The sequence below is a fragment of the Buttiauxella sp. WJP83 genome, assembly GCF_027594725.1.
Classification (GTDB): domain Bacteria; phylum Pseudomonadota; class Gammaproteobacteria; order Enterobacterales; family Enterobacteriaceae; genus Buttiauxella; species Buttiauxella selenatireducens.
The window spans coordinates 2,662,763-2,679,587 of record NZ_CP110080.1 but is presented as its reverse complement, the minus strand read 5'-3'; the positions used below and the strand labels follow the sequence as shown (position 1 = coordinate 2,679,587).

General features: G+C 48.7%; 18 protein-coding genes. 8 read left to right on the top strand and 10 right to left on the bottom strand.

Annotated features, from left to right (window positions below):
* Nucleotides 1-9 precede the first annotated feature (9 nt).
* From OH773_RS12375 to ynhH, 3 genes are all read right to left on the bottom strand, one after another.
* Nucleotides 10-246: a major outer membrane lipoprotein gene (locus OH773_RS12375; RefSeq protein WP_034455915.1), complete on the bottom strand. Its 237-nt coding sequence runs from the start codon at nt 244-246 to the stop codon at nt 10-12.
* Nucleotides 247-553: 307 nt separating this feature from the next.
* A complete protein-coding gene (gene pykF / locus OH773_RS12370; protein ID WP_183271700.1) occupies nt 554-1,966 on the bottom strand; it encodes a pyruvate kinase PykF in 1,413 nt (470 codons plus the stop codon).
* Nucleotides 1,963-2,205, bottom strand: coding sequence for a protein YnhH (gene ynhH, locus OH773_RS22440; RefSeq protein WP_442865683.1), 243 nt, complete (start codon nt 2,203-2,205; stop codon nt 1,963-1,965). The genes pykF and ynhH overlap by 4 nt, the downstream gene beginning before the upstream one ends.
* A 260-nt stretch (nt 2,206-2,465) precedes the next feature.
* Here ynhH and OH773_RS12365 point away from each other — a divergent pair, with 260 nt between their 5' ends.
* Nucleotides 2,466-2,672 (top strand): hypothetical protein, encoded by a 207-nt coding sequence (locus OH773_RS12365; RefSeq protein ID WP_270139068.1) that lies wholly within the window; start codon nt 2,466-2,468, stop codon nt 2,670-2,672.
* A gap of 298 nt (nt 2,673-2,970) precedes the next feature.
* Nucleotides 2,971-3,285 (top strand): hypothetical protein, encoded by a 315-nt coding sequence (locus OH773_RS12360; protein WP_270139066.1) that lies wholly within the window; start codon nt 2,971-2,973, stop codon nt 3,283-3,285.
* Nucleotides 3,286-3,329: 44 nt separating this feature from the next.
* Here the strand turns inward: OH773_RS12360 and OH773_RS12355 are convergent, their stop codons facing one another.
* From OH773_RS12355 to pth, 3 genes are all read right to left on the bottom strand, one after another.
* Nucleotides 3,330-4,808, bottom strand: coding sequence for a diguanylate cyclase domain-containing protein (locus OH773_RS12355; RefSeq protein WP_270139064.1), 1,479 nt, complete (start codon nt 4,806-4,808; stop codon nt 3,330-3,332).
* A 473-nt stretch (nt 4,809-5,281) separates the two neighbouring features.
* Nucleotides 5,282-6,373: a redox-regulated ATPase YchF gene (gene ychF, locus OH773_RS12350; protein WP_270139062.1), complete on the bottom strand. Its 1,092-nt coding sequence runs from the start codon at nt 6,371-6,373 to the stop codon at nt 5,282-5,284.
* Nucleotides 6,374-6,509: 136 nt separating this feature from the next.
* The gene (gene pth / locus OH773_RS12345) at nt 6,510-7,094 is read right to left on the bottom strand and encodes an aminoacyl-tRNA hydrolase (RefSeq protein ID WP_270139060.1); all 585 of its coding nucleotides are present in this window, start codon (nt 7,092-7,094) and stop codon (nt 6,510-6,512) included.
* A 274-nt stretch (nt 7,095-7,368) separates the two neighbouring features.
* Here pth and ychH point away from each other — a divergent pair, with 274 nt between their 5' ends.
* On the top strand, nt 7,369-7,647 hold the full coding sequence (ychH, locus tag OH773_RS12340) for a stress-induced protein YchH (protein ID WP_270139058.1): 279 nt from the start codon (nt 7,369-7,371) through the stop codon (nt 7,645-7,647).
* 176 nt (nt 7,648-7,823) lie between these two features.
* On the opposite strand, the gene dauA is transcribed toward ychH, so the two are convergent.
* The 4 genes from dauA to lolB all read right to left on the bottom strand — a co-directional run bounded on the left by dauA (nt 7,824) and on the right by lolB (nt 12,152).
* Entirely contained in the window at nt 7,824-9,497 is a 1,674-nt protein-coding gene (gene dauA / locus OH773_RS12335; RefSeq protein ID WP_270139056.1) for a C4-dicarboxylic acid transporter DauA, read from the bottom strand.
* Between the two features lie 92 nt (nt 9,498-9,589).
* Entirely contained in the window at nt 9,590-10,537 is a 948-nt protein-coding gene (gene prs, locus OH773_RS12330) for a ribose-phosphate diphosphokinase (protein ID WP_008454180.1), read from the bottom strand.
* 122 nt (nt 10,538-10,659) lie between these two features.
* The gene (gene ispE / locus OH773_RS12325; RefSeq protein ID WP_270139050.1) at nt 10,660-11,529 is read right to left on the bottom strand and encodes a 4-(cytidine 5'-diphospho)-2-C-methyl-D-erythritol kinase; all 870 of its coding nucleotides are present in this window, start codon (nt 11,527-11,529) and stop codon (nt 10,660-10,662) included.
* The gene (gene lolB / locus OH773_RS12320; RefSeq protein WP_270139048.1) at nt 11,529-12,152 is read right to left on the bottom strand and encodes a lipoprotein insertase outer membrane protein LolB; all 624 of its coding nucleotides are present in this window, start codon (nt 12,150-12,152) and stop codon (nt 11,529-11,531) included. Before lolB ends, ispE begins: the two co-directional genes overlap by 1 nt.
* A 204-nt stretch (nt 12,153-12,356) precedes the next feature.
* On the opposite strand from lolB, the gene hemA reads away from it, so the two are divergent.
* From hemA to sirB1, 5 genes are read left to right on the top strand one after another with little or no spacing between them, the layout of a single operon-like run.
* The gene (gene hemA / locus OH773_RS12315) at nt 12,357-13,613 is read left to right on the top strand and encodes a glutamyl-tRNA reductase (RefSeq protein WP_270139046.1); all 1,257 of its coding nucleotides are present in this window, start codon (nt 12,357-12,359) and stop codon (nt 13,611-13,613) included.
* Nucleotides 13,614-13,648: 35 nt separating this feature from the next.
* The gene (gene prfA / locus OH773_RS12310; RefSeq protein WP_183271689.1) at nt 13,649-14,731 is read left to right on the top strand and encodes a peptide chain release factor 1; all 1,083 of its coding nucleotides are present in this window, start codon (nt 13,649-13,651) and stop codon (nt 14,729-14,731) included.
* Entirely contained in the window at nt 14,731-15,561 is an 831-nt protein-coding gene (gene prmC, locus OH773_RS12305) for a peptide chain release factor N(5)-glutamine methyltransferase (protein WP_270139044.1), read from the top strand. Before prfA ends, prmC begins: the two co-directional genes overlap by 1 nt.
* A 19-nt stretch (nt 15,562-15,580) precedes the next feature.
* Nucleotides 15,581-15,970 (top strand): invasion regulator SirB2, encoded by a 390-nt coding sequence (gene sirB2, locus OH773_RS12300; protein WP_183271687.1) that lies wholly within the window; start codon nt 15,581-15,583, stop codon nt 15,968-15,970.
* 3 nt (nt 15,971-15,973) lie between these two features.
* Nucleotides 15,974-16,783, top strand: coding sequence for an invasion regulator SirB1 (gene sirB1, locus OH773_RS12295; protein ID WP_270139041.1), 810 nt, complete (start codon nt 15,974-15,976; stop codon nt 16,781-16,783).
* Nucleotides 16,784-16,825: the final 42 nt, after the last annotated feature.

Below are 16,825 nucleotides of genomic sequence, written 5' to 3'. Positions count from 1 at the left end.
CAAGTACTCTTACTTACGGTAAGAGTGAGCTTGGTTGTCCAGACGCTGGTTAGCGCGTGCTGCGTCGTCTTTAGCAGCTTGAACGTCAGAACGCATTGCGTTCACGTCGTTGCTCAGCTGATCAACTTTAGCGTTCAGAGTCTGAACGTCAGAAGACAGTTGATCGATTTTAGCGTTAGAAGAACAACCTGCCAGCATAGTAGAAGCCAGGATTACCGCGCCCAGTACCAGTTTAGTACGATTCATTATTAATACCCTCTAGATTGAGTTAATCTCCATGTAGCGTTACAAGTATTACACAAAGTTTTTTATCTTGAGAATAAATTTTTGATGGGAATGCACTTAAATTTGATCGTTCGCTCAAAGAAACACCGAACTGAGGGTAAAACCTAAAAAAAATAGAAAAAACAGGGGATTTTAATCGGATTCTTCTTAGTAAAATCAGACTTAAATAGATCAGGCCTATTTGATTTTTAGTTCGCAATCGCTATTAAAGCGAATAAAAAAAGCGCCCGAAGGCGCTTTTAAAGCAAATTATTCGTTCGCAGTAATTTTACAGTACGTGAACGGATGCAGTATTGGTTGTACCACTTGGTACCAGAGCACCAGAAACCATCACTACGATGTCGCCTTTGCGAGCCAGACCGCTTTCCAAAGCAACTTCTTTACCCAGACGATAGAAATCATCAGTAGAAGCGATTTCTTTAACCAGCTGAGGAATCACACCTTTGCTCAGAACTAACTGACGAGCAGTCACTTCGTTGGTGGTCAGCGCCAGAATGGTTGCATTCGGGAAGTATTTACGCACAGCTTTAGCTGATTTGCCGCCTTGAGTTGCAACAACAATCACTGGAGCTTCCAGATTTTCTGCAGTTTCAACTGCACCGCGACAAACTGCTTCAGTGATGCGCAGTTTACGGCTGTCATGGTTGTTGTCCAGACGGCTGGTCATCACGCGGTCAGTACGCTCACAGATGGTTGCCATGATGGTCACAGCTTCCAGTGGGTATTTACCTTTAGCAGACTCACCAGACAGCATGACTGCATCGGTGCCGTCAATGATGGCGTTAGCCACGTCACCCGCTTCTGCGCGAGTAGGGCGTGGGTTTTTGATCATGGAGTCGAGCATCTGAGTTGCAGTGATAACAACTTTACGTGCGCGAACACATTTCTCAATCATCATCTTCTGCGCGAAGATAACTTCTTCAACCGGGATTTCAACGCCCAGGTCACCACGAGCAACCATGATGCCATCAGAAGCTTCGAGGATTTCGTCGAAGTTGTTCAGGCCTTCCTGGTTTTCGATTTTAGAGATGATCTGGATGTTTTCGCCGCCGTGAGCTTTCAAATGCTCGCGGATTTCAACCACATCAGAACGTTTACGAATAAAGGACGCAGCAACGAAGTCAACGCCTTGTTCGCAACCGAAGATCAGATCTTGTTTGTCTTTTTCAGCCAGAGCTGGCAGAGCGATAGAAACGCCTGGCAGGTTAACGCCTTTGTTTTCGCCCAGGTCACCGTTGTTCAGTACTTTACAAACAACGTTTTTACCTTCGATAGCGGTCACTTCCATACCGATCAGACCATCGTCGACCAGTACAGTGTTGCCCACGTTCAGGTCGCTGGTGAAACCTTCGTAAGTCACAGCAACGATATCGCTGTTACCGACAACAGTCTTGTCAGTGGTGAAAGTGAAGGTCTGGCCTGCTTTCAGAGAAACGTCTTTGCCGCCTTCCAGTTTAATGGTGCGGATTTCAGGACCTTTGGTGTCCAGCAGAATTGCAGCTTTTTTACCTGAAGTTGCCATGACGTTGCGCAGGTTCTTGATACGCTGACCGTGTTCTTCGTAGTCACCGTGGGAGAAGTTCAGACGCATTACGTTCATGCCTGCATCAAGCATTTTGCTCAGCATTTCTTCGGATTCGGTTTTTGGACCGATGGTGCAAACAATTTTAGTCTTTTTCATGACAGTCTTATCTGTAAGTTGAGAAGGATTGTGAAAATTCGGTTCCGGTCGATACGGGCGCCGGAGCGCAAACAAATGCTGGTATTGTTCAAGTGCCACCCGCTACTAAGGATAGGTGACAGAAATAAAGCGTGCAGAGGAAAGTGTGCTTGCGGTTCAGCCTGTCGAAGGGATTGATGACTTTTTAGTGTAGTAGGACAGTTCAATGCGCTGAAACCATTCAAGTGGGGATCGCGCATATTATAGGGGCAACTTGCCACGAAAGGAATTAAAAACGCTGTTTCAAATTTAGAATGCACACAAATACACCGATGTGTTATCAGTGCGTTAAATGAGTATTAAAAAATTGATGAGGTTAAGCAGGAGTTGTGTACGTCATCAACAAAGCGCAGTCAGCGCCTCAACTATTAATATCAAATTTAAATGATTTATTAAAATTTATTTGCGTAGAATAGGGATTCTGTTCCCCGTTCTCCCTCATTAGTGAAAAATTTTTGTAATGATTAAGTTAATAATTCCCAGTGTTATTGTGGTGGTTTTCTTACTTGCTTGCGCCAACGCCCCCGCAAAACGAATTGCGGCATGTGAAGACCAGGGTGGAAGTGATGGCATCTGTGCCGCGCATGAATGGAACTTTGCGATGGAAAGCCCTTTCCCGGAGAGCGATCTTTCTACCCTGGCACAGCGTGTAACCCCCAGACACTAACTCTTAACGCTGACTGAATTAGCATGGCTGCTCAGGTGGATAACCGTATGCCAACGACGTGCGGAAGATATTCGTTTGTTGCCCAAGAGTAATAACAAAATAACAAATGGAGAGCGTGATTAATTAATCATTCACAGATGAACATTTAAACATCGATTCACTTGAATTCTTTTCAACTTAAGGCTTATTAATGTTTATAAGCTTGATTAGGTTATTTCTTAACGACATTATTATTGTGCAATGGATGGGAGGTAAATGAATTACCTCTGAGTGTTCTTATTAATCACGGATTTGGATTATGTTGCCAATGGAAATGGAAGAAGATGTTGTCCTGCGGGTAAAAGGCATGGAAAAAATGCTGGAAGGAATTGTCCGCGAACTCAAAGCTAACAAGGGTGTTGTCGATGAGTTTATTCGGGATGATATCGCTAGATTCCGACATTGTTCAAAAGATGTAATATCGCACCATGTTCAGGCTTCTCGCAGCGTACGTAAAAGATTGGAAGATGCCACCATCCATTCTCAGAAACGTGTGCGTAAAACAGCACAGAACAACTTGTTATATGGTGTCTTGTGCGGAATGTCTTTCTGCATGATTCTGCAATTGATGTAATAAATATGGATGTATTTAGGGAGAAAATTATCTTTCTCCCTTTTTTATATGTGTGACTCATTTGGAATAACGGGAATGTCGTGAGATGGTGTCATCGCCATGCCTTGAGTATAAAAGTGGAAGCAGTTGCGGCCGAAGCTTTTAGAGGAGTAAAGCGCGAGATCGGCGTGGGCGAACAAATCTTCACGGGTTAGACCATGCTGTGGTGCACAAGAAATCCCGATACTGCTGCTGATGGCAAAAGTATGCCCGCTACATACAAAGGGCGTATTCAGGGCGGCTAACACTTTTTCCGCCAGCGCTTGGGCTTCTGAAATTGCGTCGCCATTGACCTGCTGAAGAATGGCAAATTCGTCGCCACCGAGTCGGATGGCCATATCACCTTCGCCAAGTTGTGCACACAAACGAGCAGCGGATTCGATGAGCAGTTCATCGCCAACGACGTGCCCATAAGTATCATTGACAGGCTTGAAGTGGTCTAAATCGATCAGCAAAAGATTAAAGAGATTCCCTTCGGATCTCAGTTTGATCAACCTTTCGTCGATGGAGTTTCGATAGGCAACTCGATTGGGCAGTTGCGTCAGGGAATCATGGTGCGCTATGTACTCCATTTTTTGCGCCATCTCCTGCATGCGCTGCAAATAGCCACGGTCAACCATGGCAACACGCAACTTTTCAATCGCTTTTGCCAGTTCACCTATCTCATCGTCTTGAGACTGGAATGGGGTGACCTGATCGGTTTTTTCATCGGCTATCAAGCTCACTGCCTGGATAAGGCGGGGAACCGGGCGAAAGAGATTACGCACCAGCCAATTAACCACCAACACCGTCACGACGAGGATCAATATCAACATTAGCAAGGTGTGTGTTAACAATTGATTATGGGTGGCTGAAAGTGCATCACGTTCACCGATACTGGTCACCACTGCACCTATGGTTGTGCCTGATAAATTAACGATGGGGATCGAACCGACGAAATAATCTTTCCCGTTGAGCGTGGCAAATCCGCGGTAATATTTTTTTAACGCAAAGTGGCCCGCTTTATCATCAGTCGTGGTTATTCTTTGTTCTGACTGAGTATCGATAAAACCGTTTTTATCGTCATAAAACAATAGCCACGTTGGATTATGGGTTTGTGTTGAAACCAATGTGAGAATGTCAGCTGGGTTAAAACCCGTCTGGATCATGCTCTCGTCATCCCATAGTGGCCTTTCGGATTCAATGGCGACGACCTGACCTTCGCTATTGGATTTAACGGAAACGGAAGTGTAGATATTGCGAATGATATAACTGGTGATTTGTGAATTGGTAGCAGCCTGCTTAAACCATTGCTCGTGAGAAATGCGATTCACTTCAAAAAAACCGGCACCAGAACCGACGCCATAGGCAATCAACACCCCCAGCATCAAGTAAACTGCCACTTTTCCGGTAATCGAATGATACCAGTGATGTTTCCCTTGTATATTGAACTCCTTCTTTGAAGGCGGCACAACGTCATGATGAATGAGCTCTTTATCAACCATTGTTCTATTTGTACTCTTTTAAAGTGATTAAAGAAGGCTCAAGAGGGAAACTAAAATATATAAACTGTTATTTATTGTTGCTTACATGAATACATCAGTGGCACATTGTTTTTTTAATGTTAGCGCATTGTAATTACATGACGAAGACCGCTTTCGCAGTGAGCTCTGGATTATAGGGTTGGCTAATTATTGCGTCAACGATAATGACGCCTTAATAAAATCATTTAAATGGCGTGATTTTTTATTTTTCGTTGTGTCTCGCAGATTTTAAATGTTGAACTTAATAGTTTTTTTATATTTTAACTCTGTCCATAAATGGCCATTCTGTTCCAGTAGAAGTGATTTTATAAAATATATGTGGTGCCGTAATGGGAGCGCTTGAGAGAATATAAAAAAATCCACGCTTTCGCGTGGATTTTGAATTATTGACTCTGTCAGCACACGGTATCAAGTACCGTGGACATGAAAGGGAATTAGACGTTGAACAGGAAGTTCATTACATCGCCATCTTTAACGATGTAGTCTTTACCTTCAGCACGCATTTTTCCGGCTTCTTTCGCGCCTTGCTCACCCTTGTAAGTGATGAAATCTTCGTACGCGATAGTCTGAGCGCGGATAAAGCCTTTTTCGAAGTCGGTGTGGATTTTACCCGCCGCTTGTGGGGCAGTAGCACCAACAGGGATAGTCCATGCACGCACTTCTTTCACGCCAGCGGTAAAGTAAGTTTGCAGGTTCAGCAACTCATAACCGGCGCGGATGACGCGATTCAGACCCGGTTCTTCAATCCCCAGCTCAGCCATGAATTCGTCACGATCTGCATCGTCAAGCTCTGCAATATCAGATTCAACGGCTGCACACACCGCTACAACCACAGAGCCTTCAGCCGCAGCGATTTCACGGACTTTGTCGAGGTATGGGTTGTTCTCGAAACCGTCTTCGTTGACGTTAGCGATATACATGGTTGGCTTCAGGGTCAGGAAGCTCAGATATTTGATGGCTGCCTTATCTTCATCTGTCAGAGGCAGAGCGCGCAACATGCCTGCGTTCTCGAGCTGCGGCAGGCATTTTTCCAGCGCGGCCAGTTCAGCTTTTGCGTCTTTATCGCCGCCTTTAGCGCGTTTCTGTACACGGTGAATAGCGCGTTCGCAGGTGTCCAGGTCAGAAAGCGCCAGTTCGGTATTGATAACTTCAATATCGTCAGCCGGATCAACTTTGTTATTCACGTGAATGATGTTGTCGTTTTCAAAACAACGTACAACGTGGCCGATAGCTTCGGTTTCGCGAATGTTGGTCAGGAACTGGTTACCCAGGCCTTCACCTTTGGACGCGCCTTTCACCAGACCGGCGATATCAACGAATTCCATGGTTGTAGGCAGAATGCGTTGTGGTTTAACGATTTCGGCCAGTTTATCCAGACGTGGGTCCGGCATCGGTACCACACCAGTGTTCGGCTCAATGGTACAGAACGGGAAGTTTGCTGCTTCAATTCCCGCTTTGGTGAGCGCGTTGAACAGGGTTGATTTACCAACGTTCGGCAAGCCGACGATACCGCATTTGAATCCCATGGTTTAATTCACCTTAATGACTTGATATTCAATGAGTTAATGTTACCTCATTGATAAAATGATCGTAACTTTCCCCATTATACACCCAAACGCTATATAACGGGGGCAGAAATCCTGCCTAACAGCCGCACATGCGTTATTGTGCCTTAAAGGCATGTAGGCGGTTGGTAGCTTTGGTTAACCCTTCTTTTAACCAAACTTCGGTGCAACGTGCTGCTTCGTCTACCGCGTCGTCAATCAGCTTTTGTTCGCTCAGCGGCGGTTTACCCAGTACGAAACCAACAACTTTGTTTTTATCACCTGGATGACCAATTCCGACACGTAAGCGGTGAAAGTTTGGGTTATTGCCTAATTTGCTGATGATATCTTTCAGACCATTGTGGCCACCGTGACCGCCACCGAGTTTAAATTTTGCCACGCCAGGAGGGAGATCCAGCTCATCATGCGCAACCAGGATTTCATCTGGTGCAATGCGGAAAAAGGTAGCCATCGCGCCGACAGCTTTGCCGCTGAGGTTCATAAACGTGGTTGGCACCAACAGGCGAACATCTTCACCTGCAAGGTTTATGCGTGCGGTATAACCATAGAATTTGCTCTCTTCTTTTAGCGACTGGTTATGGCGCTGTGCCAGCAGATCCACATACCAGGCCCCAGCGTTATGGCGAGTCGCCGCATATTCCGCACCTGGGTTTGCCAGGCCAACTATTAATTTAATGCTCACGTTTAATTTCCTGAAAACAGACCAGAGCCGCGTAGTTTACTGCGCCGATGTCACGATGACAAAGAGGCAATGCGCCGCTACCCAAACTATTGAATAGTTCCCATGGTTAACCATTGTAATTGCATGCTATTCAGCGAGTTATTTGTAAATATTTGTAGTCCTTCGTTCGTAATTGTGATCACTGACGCACATAATCCGAAGCGGTGTTGTCTATACTTTACACACAAGGAATGGGGATTTTCCCCGCCGACCCAGTAACACCCGGAGGTGACATATGAAACGCAAAAACGCTTCGTTACTCGGCAATATTTTCATGGGGTTGGGGCTTGTCGTCATGGTGGGTGGTGTCGGTTACTCCATTTTAAACCAACTCCCACAGTTTAACTTCCCGCAATACTTCGCCCACGGTGCTGTTTTGAGCATCTTTGTTGGTGCGGTTCTTTGGTTAGCTGGTGCGCGTGTGGGTGGGCACGAACAAATCGGCGACCGTTATTGGTGGGTTCGCCACTTTGATAAGCGTTGTCGTCGTGATGATAACCATCGCCACAGTTAATACCCATCGCCCTTTAAACTGTAGGGTTGTTGGCTGCTCTCATTCACCCGAATCACTTACTTGAGTAAGCTCATCGGGATTCATTCGATTGCCGCCTACCTACATTTTGAAGTTCTTGGGTATAGGGCATTGTAGAAAACGGTTCTGATACAGAACCGTTTTTTTTGATCTCAATTTTACTCAGCCAGCGCAGCCTGAATATCCGGGAAGAAAGCAAGGCGGCCTGCAATAGGTTTCACGCCAGCGCGTGCAAGTGTCTTCAACGGCTGAAATTCAAGATTCGTCACCCGTAATTCGCAACCTTCCGGCAGCTTCTCGACGAAACGTTGAAACGCATCCAGTCCACCTGCATCGAGGACGGGAACCGCATCCCACTGCAAAATAATCAGGTGATTTTGCTCAATACGTTGGGCAAGGTCATTAAATAATCCTTCTGCCGCAGCAAAGAACAGCGGACCGGTTACGCGCAACGCCAGCACACCTTCCGACGTATGGACGTTTACAGGCGCCAGTCGAGTCATGCGCGCAATGCGGCGCATAAACAGCAGCGAGGCCAATACAATGCCCACGCTGATGGCGATCACCATATCGAACAACACCGTTAATGACATGCAGATAAGCATCACAATAATGTCATCTGCGGGGGCGCGACGCAGCAGACTTAACACTTTATGCGCTTCACTCATATTCCATGCGACCATCAGCAACAGGGCGGCCATCGCAGAAAGCGGCAGCCATGACAGCAACGGCGCTAACACCAACAACGCCATAATTACCAGCAGCGCATGAATCACGGCGGCTATCGGCGAGGTTGCACCAGCGCGTACGTTGGCGGCGGAACGGGCAATCGCGGCGGTAGCGGTAATCCCGCCGAAGAATGGGGCAATAATATTGCCCAGCCCCTGGCCTATCAGTTCGCTGTTGGCATTGTGTTTGGTGCCTGTCATGCCATCCAATACGACTGCGCACAGTAGAGATTCAATCGCACCTAACATGGCCATCGAAAATGCCGCCGGGAGCAGGGCGCTTAACGAATCCCAACTTAGCGTGAAGTTTGAATTGGGAATATTCCACGGCAGCATCAATTGCGGTAACAGCTGCGGAATTCCATTGCCTTGCGTGCCATCGGCGAGCACATAGTGGAAGCGTGAGCCAATTGTTGCCACGTCTGCGCCCATCGCATGGACAATCCCCATGACAGCGCAACCGGCTAACAGTGCGGGCAAATGGCCCGGTAAACGGATGCCCAGTCGCGGCCAGAGAATTAACACGCCAAGTGTGACCACACCTATTGCCGCATCGCCGAGATTTAGGGTCGGCATTGCCATCGCCAGCGCCGCCACTTTATTCAAATAATGTTCGGGGACATGGGGAAGCTGGAGGCCAAAGAAATCTTTTACCTGCATGGTGGCAATGGTGATCCCAATCCCGGAAGTAAAGCCAAGCGTCACGGAAAGGGGAATGTATTCAATCAGGCGGCCAAATCGTGCCAGCCCAAATAAGATCAGAAATACGCCTGACATTAGCGTGGCGATAAGCAAACCGGCCAAGCCAAATTGCTGTGCCACCGGATAAAGGATGACGACAAAAGCCGCGGTAGGGCCAGAAACGCTAAAGCGTGAGCCACCACTTAAGGCAATGACAATCCCGGCGATAGCCGAGGTATACAGGCCGTATTGAGGTGCTACGCCGCTACCGATAGCCAGCGCCATCGCCAGTGGAATGGCAATAATCCCCACGGTAATTCCGGCAATAACGTCGCGACTAAAGCGGGACACGGTGTATTTTTCACGCCAGCAAGCGTCTACCAGGGCGCGGAAAGGCAATACAGAAGAAGATACGGTTTTCACTTTGATTCCATCCGTGAGCGCATCAACTGTCATAAAGGCAGGTGATAGAAAAGAAAAAACCCGCCGTGGCGGGTTTTTTTATGCGAGTTCGATTAGTGCTCGAACATCGCAGAGATTGATTCTTCATTGCTGATACGGCGAATTGCTTCAGCCAGCATACCGGACAGAGTCAGGGTGCGGACATTTGGCAGTGCTTTGATTTCATCAGACAGTGGGATGGTGTCACATACGATAACTTCGTCGATAACGGAGTTACGCAGGTTGTGAACCGCATTGCCGGAGAAAATCGGGTGAGTTGCATAAGCAAACACACGTTTTGCACCACGTTCTTTCAGCGCTTCAGCAGCTTTACACAGAGTACCGCCGGTATCGATCATATCGTCAACCAGTACGCAATCACGGCCGGAAACATCACCGATGATGTGCATAACCTGGGAAACGTTAGCGCGGGGACGACGTTTGTCGATGATAGCCATGTCGGTATCGTTGAGCAGTTTTGCGATAGCACGAGCACGCACAACGCCACCGATATCTGGAGAAACCACAATTGGATTTTCCAGGCCGATTTGCAGCATATCTTCCAGCAGAATTGGGCTGCCGAAGACGTTATCTACAGGAACATCGAAGAAGCCCTGAATCTGTTCTGCGTGCAAGTCCACGGTAAGAACACGGTCAACCCCAACACTTGAGAGGAAGTCAGCAACCACTTTCGCGGTGATTGGTACACGGGCAGAACGCACACGACGATCCTGACGAGCATAACCAAAGTAAGGGATAACAGCGGTGATACGACCTGCAGAAGCACGGCGCAGGGCGTCTACCATAACAACCAATTCCATAAGGTTGTCATTGGTTGGCGCACAGGTGGACTGGATGATGAAAATATCACCACCGCGTACATTTTCGTTGATTTGTACGCTTACTTCTCCGTCGCTAAAACGACCGACGGCGGCGTCACCAAGGGAGGTGTACAGGCGGTTGGCAATACGTTGTGCTAGTTCCGGGGTGGCGTTACCAGCAAAAAGCTTCATATCAGGCACGAGAAAAACCTCAGGCATGCGTCCAGTGGCGGATGGTACTACCGCAGCTTATGCGGGCGGGGTAGCGCCATCCAGGCGGTGTATAAAGAGCTTGATGCAACGTCTGAAACAAGGTGACGTTGTCACCAATACTCAGCTTGCCCGGATATGGCCTGATGCAGCGGGGAGACATTAACGCCTCGCGCAACAAACCCATGCAGCCATTCCGGGGCTTGCTCAAGCACCTGGCGGGCAGCGTTCTCGGTGTCAAATTCAGCAAACACACAAGCGCCGGTGCCGGTCAGGCGCGACGGCGCATATTCTAACAGCCAGGAAAGCAGGTCATCAACCTTACGAAAACGTTTTCTTGCGATAACCTCACAATCATTACCAAATTCACAGTTTAATAACGTGTCAATTGATCTAATCGGGGTATTTCGTGGAAGCTCCGGATCTTTAAAAATAACCGGCGTCGGAATGCTGACACCAGGATGCGCAACCAGGTACCACTTTTCTGGTGGTGAGACTGGGGTAAGCTTCTCGCCAACACCCTCGGCAAAAGCGGCAAATCCCCGTACGAATACCGGCACATCGGCACCCAAGGTAACACCCAGTGCAGCAAGCTGATCTTCAGTCAGGCCGGTGTTCCACACGTGGTTTAGCGCCACTAACACCGTGGCTGCGTTTGAAGAACCTCCGCCTAAACCGCCCCCCATGGGCAAGCGTTTTTCAACGCTTATCTCGGCTCCCGCCCCCTGGGGTAAAGTCCCCATCTGTAAGGCGGTGTCTTGCAATAATCGGGCGGCACGGACAATTAAATTTTCTTCGTTCGGCACCCCTTCAACAGGGGTGGATAAACGAATTTGGCCATCGTTTTTGGGCTCAATGATGATGGTGTCGCCATAATCGAGGAACTGAAATAAAGTTTGTAAATTATGGTATCCATCTTCTCGACGGCCCGTGATGTACAAAAATAAGTTCAATTTTGCCGGTGACGGCCAACGATTTTTCATTACTTAACCGTCCAGCTATCCATTTTGAGCTTTATACGTTGCGAACCTTCGCGCAGTTCCATGTTTGACGGCAGAGCAGGTTTCACACTGTCGTCATAATCACTGTAAACCACTTTCCAGGTTTTACCGTCTTGCGTGTAATTGACTTCGCTCAGACGATACTGGGCATCAATTTTATAGTCAGTGGCATCGCCTGGCAGGCCGAGAATCCATTGGCGCAGGCTATTGATCGGAATAGGCATTCCGGTCAGACGCCCAATCATCTCTTCAGCATTATCGGCAACGTATTTTTTACCATTACGGTCAGTCAACTGAACGACGCCTGGCTGCGCATTGAGCTCGAGTTCGGTGCTGCCTAATGGGTTAGTCAGCAATAAACGATAACGGTCTGGCGAAGTTTGTTGCCAGTTATAACGTGCATAAACTTTCTGGCTATCAGAAAGATAGGCAAAAGCACCACGCGTCTGATATTGGGTGATTTTTTGCACTTGTTGCTGGTGTTGCAACCACTGTGGAGAGTCAGGACTTTTGCCTGGACCGCTAGATTGTGGGGTTACACAAGCAGTCAAAACAAGGCTTGCCAGTGGCGCAAGGCACAGTAGACGGGCTTTCGGCATAAACATAGCGGCAGCAGATCCTTCTCAATCATTTTAGTTGTTAACTGTTTATGCTAGCGGTGGTCGGTCAGGCCGTCTACGGTCAAGTTGTCTTAAATCATTAATTGCACTGATACCCCGCAAGGGGTGGCTCTCTTTTATTGACTGCGCGCATCCTGTATGATGCGCCGAGTTAATCCTTATCAACATCGGTATTACTCAGACCGCTCAATGACCCTATTAGCACTTGGCATCAACCACAAAACAGCTCCAGTCTCGCTGCGAGAACGTGTTACGTTTTCGCCGGACACGCTCGACCTGGCGTTGAACAGCCTGCTTGAACAGCCGATGGTGCAGGGCGGCGTTGTGCTGTCTACGTGCAATCGTACTGAGTTGTATCTGAGCGTTGAAGAACAGGAAAATCTGCACGAAAAACTCGTACGCTGGCTGTGTAATTACCACAACCTCAACGAAGAGGAAGTGCGTAAAAGCCTGTACTGGCATCATGACAACGATGCAGTCACGCATTTAATGCGTGTCGCAAGTGGTCTTGATTCGCTAGTACTCGGCGAGCCGCAAATTTTAGGCCAGGTCAAAAAAGCCTTTGCCGACTCCCAAAAAGGGCATTCGCTTTCCAGCGAACTGGAACGCATGTTCCAGAAATCCTTCTCTGTCGCGAAACGAGTCCGGACTGAAACTGAAATTGGCGCGAGTGCCGTATCGGTTGCGTTTGCGGCCTGTACGCTGGCGCGACAAATCTTTGAATCTTTATCGACCGTGACCGTGTTACTGGTCGGTGCAGGCGAAACGATTGAGCTTGCTGCGCGGCACTTACGTGAACATAACGTGCAGAAAATGATTATCGCCAACCGCACCCGTGAACGTGCTCAGGTACTGGCTGATGAAGTCGGAGCCGAAGTCATCAGCCTTAGCGACATCGATTCACGTTTGCAAGAAGCCGACATTATTATCAGTTCTACCGCCAGCCCACTGCCTATCATTGGTAAAGGTATGGTAGAGCGCGCGTTGAAAGCCCGTCGCAATCAGCCTTTACTGCTTGTGGATATTGCTGTTCCACGCGATGTTGAACCCGAAGTGGGCAAACTGGCTAACGCCTATCTTTATAGCGTTGATGACCTTCAGGCGATTATTCAAAGCAACCTTGCGCAGCGCAAAGCTGCCGCTGTTGAAGCCGAAACCATCGTCGCGCAGGAATGCAGTGAATTTATGGCATGGCTGCGCGCGCAAAGCGCCACAGAAACCATCCGTGAATATCGCAGCCAGGCTGAGCAAGTTCGTGACGATTTGACTGCTAAGGCCATCGCCGCGCTTCAGCAAGGTGCGAATGCCGAAACTGTTCTTCAGGATCTGGCATGGAAATTAACCAATCGCCTGATCCACGCTCCAACCAAATCTCTTCAGCAGGCTGCCCGTGACGGGGATGACGAACGCCTGCAGATTCTGCGTAACAGCCTCGGGCTGGATTAGCAAATAAACTCTTATTACAAGGTAAAACACCGCCCATGAAGTCTTCTATCGTTGCCAAACTAGAAGCTCTGCAAGAGCGCCATGAAGAAGTTCAGGCTCTGCTTGGGGATGCTGCCACAATTGCCGACCAGGATCGTTTCCGTGCGTTGTCACGTGAATATGCCCAGTTAAGTGACGTTTCCAGCTGCTTCCTGAAATGGCGTCAAGTGCAGGAAGATATTGAAACCGCACAAAGCATGCTCGACGACCCGGAAATGCGCGAAATGGCGCAAGAAGAATTAAATCAGGCGAAAAGTGACAGCGAAGAATTAGAACAACAACTTCAAGTTCTGTTGCTGCCAAAAGATCCTGACGATGAACGTAACGCTTTTGTTGAAGTTCGTGCCGGTACTGGCGGCGATGAAGCGGCTATTTTTGCCGGTGATCTGTTCCGCATGTATAGCCGTTACGCGGAATCTCGCCGCTGGAAAGTGGAAATCTTGAGCGCCAACGATGGCGAACACGGCGGCTTTAAAGAAGTGATCGCCAAAATCAGTGGTGAAGGTGTTTACGGGCGTCTGAAGTTTGAATCCGGTGGTCATCGCGTGCAGCGTGTTCCGGCGACTGAATCCCAGGGCCGTATTCATACCTCCGCTTGTACGGTTGCGGTCATGCCAGAAATTCCTGAAGCAGAATTGCCAGATATCAACCCAGGCGATCTGCGTATTGATACCTTCCGTTCTTCAGGCGCAGGCGGTCAGCACGTCAACACCACCGACTCTGCGATCCGTATTACCCACTTGCCGACAGGTATCGTGGTGGAGTGTCAGGACGAACGTTCCCAGCATAAAAACAAAGCCAAAGCGCTTTCAGTGTTAGGCTCGCGTATTCGCGCTGCTGAAATGGCAAAACGCCAGCAGGAAGAGGCTTCAACGCGCCGCAACCTGCTCGGTAGCGGAGACCGTTCAGATCGCAACCGTACTTATAACTTCCCGCAAGGGCGCGTGACCGACCATCGCATCAACGTGACGTTGTATCGTCTGGATGAAGTGATGGAAGGGAAACTCGACGCGCTGATCGAGCCTATCGTGCAGGAGTTCCAGGCAGACCAATTAGCGGCGCTGTCTGAGCAGGATTAATGGATTTCAAACATTGGTTACAGCAGGCAATCAGCCAGCTACAGGAAAGTGAAAGTCCGCGTCGCGACGCGGAAATCCTGCTGGGTTTTGTCACTGGAAAAGCGCGAACCTTCATTCTGGCCTTCGGGGAAACCGTCCTGACTACTGAGCAACAGCAGCAGTTAGCGGTTTTACTGGCGCGAAGGGTGCAGGGCGAGCCGATTGCGCATCTGGTCGGTGAGCGTGAGTTTTGGTCGCTACCACTGCGCGTGTCACCGGTGACGCTTATCCCACGTCCTGATACCGAATGTCTTGTCGAACAAGCCCTCGCAAGAATGCCTGCCACTCCGTGTTCTGTGCTGGATTTAGGTACTGGCACCGGGGCCATTGCCCTGGCTATCGCCAGTGAACGTCCGGATTGTGACATTACCGCACTTGATCTGCATCCTGATGCCGTTGAGCTTGCTCGCGATAATGCGAGGCGCCTCGGAATAACCAATGTTGAGGTCTTGCAAAGCAACTGGTTTGGTGTGCTCAATACACAACGTTTTGCGGTGATAGTCAGCAATCCACCGTATATCGATGAGGAAGATCCGCACCTTTCGCAAGGTGATGTTCGCTTTGAACCCCGCAGTGCGCTAGTGGCCGGAAACCACGGCCTGGCCGATTTACGCATACTGGTGGAAACATCGCGGCACTTCCTTGAATCTGGCGGTTGGTTGCTGCTTGAGCACGGTTGGCAGCAGGCATCTCAGGTTCGCGAGTTGTTTACCGATGCTGGGTATACCGAGATACAAAGCTGTCAGGATTACGGTGGCAATGACCGTCTGACAGTAGGACGCTTTTATTAGAGAGAAGGAATCGAGCAAAATGGCAACTTACTTCGCGCTCAAGCATTTGCATATTCTGACGGTCTTCATTTCCATCAGTTTGTTCGTTTTACGCTACTGGTGGCAGTACCGCGATTCAGCCATGTCGAACAAGCGCTGGGTGCGCATTGTGCCGCATGTGAATGACACGGTATTGCTGGTCAGTGGTGCTGCGCTGGTGATGATTACGCATTTCTATCCCTTCACACCGCAAGGTGCATGGCTGACTGAGAAGCTATTTGGCGTTATTATCTATATCGTTTTAGGGTTTATCGTGCTGGGCAAACGCCCGCGCAGTCAGCAGATTCGGTTGTTTGCCTTTCTGCTGGCCCTGGTGGTGCTTTACATCATCATTAAACTCGCCACCACAAAAATACCATTATTGGGGTAAGTCATGAGGTCGTTAGCCGATTTCGAATTCAATCAGGCGCCGTTGTGCGAGGGCATGATTTTAGTCTCGCAGTTGATCCGTGATGATTTCCCGGCAGAAGAAGTCCGTGCACAACTGGAAAGCCTGGCGAGCCTGGCGCGTGAAGAGATCTGCGAAGGTCTTCACCAGGATGTGCAACTCGAAAAATTAGTCGAACTGTTTTACGGCAACTGGGGTTTCAAAGATGCCAGTGGCGTTTACCGCTTATCCGATGCGTTGTGGCTCGATAGTGTGCTGAACAAACGTCAGGGGAGTGCGGTGTCGTTGGGGGCGATTCTTTTGTGGATTGCCGAACGTCTTGATATTCCATTAAACCCGGTTATTTTCCCGACCCAGCTGATTTTACGCGGCGACTGGATGGACGGCGAAATGTGGCTTATCAACCCGTTTAACGGCGATACGCTCAACGAGCACACACTGGAAGTGTGGTTGAAAGGTAATGTCGGGCCAACAGCTGAACTTTTCGATGAAGATTTAGATGAAGCAGATAACGCGGAAGTGGTACGTAAACTACTCGACACCCTGAAATCTGCGCTGATGGAAGAACGTCAAATGGAGCTGGCACTGCGTACCAGTGAAGCATTGCTCCAGTTCAACCCTGAAGATCCGTATGAAATACGCGATCGCGGTTTGATTTATGCACAACTCGATTGTGAACATGTGGCACTTACTGACCTCAGCTATTTTGTTGAGCAGTGCCCGGAAGACCCGATTAGCGAAATGATCAAAGCGCAAATCAATTCGATTTCGCAAAAGCAGATCACGCTGCACTAAAACTGATTATTGAAAGAATAACAGGTAATTCGTATTACCTCT

Bases quoted from the DNA above. Each gene is read 5' to 3' on its own strand.
- lolB (WP_270139048.1), bottom strand. From the start codon at position 12,152: ATGTTTATGCCGAAAGCCCGTCTACTGTGCCTTGCGCCACTGGCAAGC.
- OH773_RS12375 (WP_034455915.1), bottom strand. From the start codon at position 246: ATGAATCGTACTAAACTGGTACTGGGCGCGGTAATCCTGGCTTCTACT.
- ispE (WP_270139050.1), bottom strand. From the start codon at position 11,529: ATGAAAAATCGTTGGCCGTCACCGGCAAAATTGAACTTATTTTTGTAC.
- OH773_RS12355 (WP_270139064.1), bottom strand. From the start codon at position 4,808: ATGGTTGATAAAGAGCTCATTCATCATGACGTTGTGCCGCCTTCAAAG.
- prfA (WP_183271689.1), top strand. From the start codon at position 13,649: ATGAAGTCTTCTATCGTTGCCAAACTAGAAGCTCTGCAAGAGCGCCAT.
- hemA (WP_270139046.1), top strand. From the start codon at position 12,357: ATGACCCTATTAGCACTTGGCATCAACCACAAAACAGCTCCAGTCTCG.
- ychF (WP_270139062.1), bottom strand. From the start codon at position 6,373: ATGGGATTCAAATGCGGTATCGTCGGCTTGCCGAACGTTGGTAAATCA.
- prmC (WP_270139044.1), top strand. From the start codon at position 14,731: ATGGATTTCAAACATTGGTTACAGCAGGCAATCAGCCAGCTACAGGAA.
- OH773_RS12360 (WP_270139066.1), top strand. From the start codon at position 2,971: ATGTTGCCAATGGAAATGGAAGAAGATGTTGTCCTGCGGGTAAAAGGC.
- sirB2 (WP_183271687.1), top strand. From the start codon at position 15,581: ATGGCAACTTACTTCGCGCTCAAGCATTTGCATATTCTGACGGTCTTC.
- pykF (WP_183271700.1), bottom strand. From the start codon at position 1,966: ATGAAAAAGACTAAAATTGTTTGCACCATCGGTCCAAAAACCGAATCC.
- OH773_RS12365 (WP_270139068.1), top strand. From the start codon at position 2,466: ATGATTAAGTTAATAATTCCCAGTGTTATTGTGGTGGTTTTCTTACTT.
- ynhH (WP_442865683.1), bottom strand. From the start codon at position 2,205: ATGCGCGATCCCCACTTGAATGGTTTCAGCGCATTGAACTGTCCTACT.
- sirB1 (WP_270139041.1), top strand. From the start codon at position 15,974: ATGAGGTCGTTAGCCGATTTCGAATTCAATCAGGCGCCGTTGTGCGAG.
- ychH (WP_270139058.1), top strand. From the start codon at position 7,369: ATGAAACGCAAAAACGCTTCGTTACTCGGCAATATTTTCATGGGGTTG.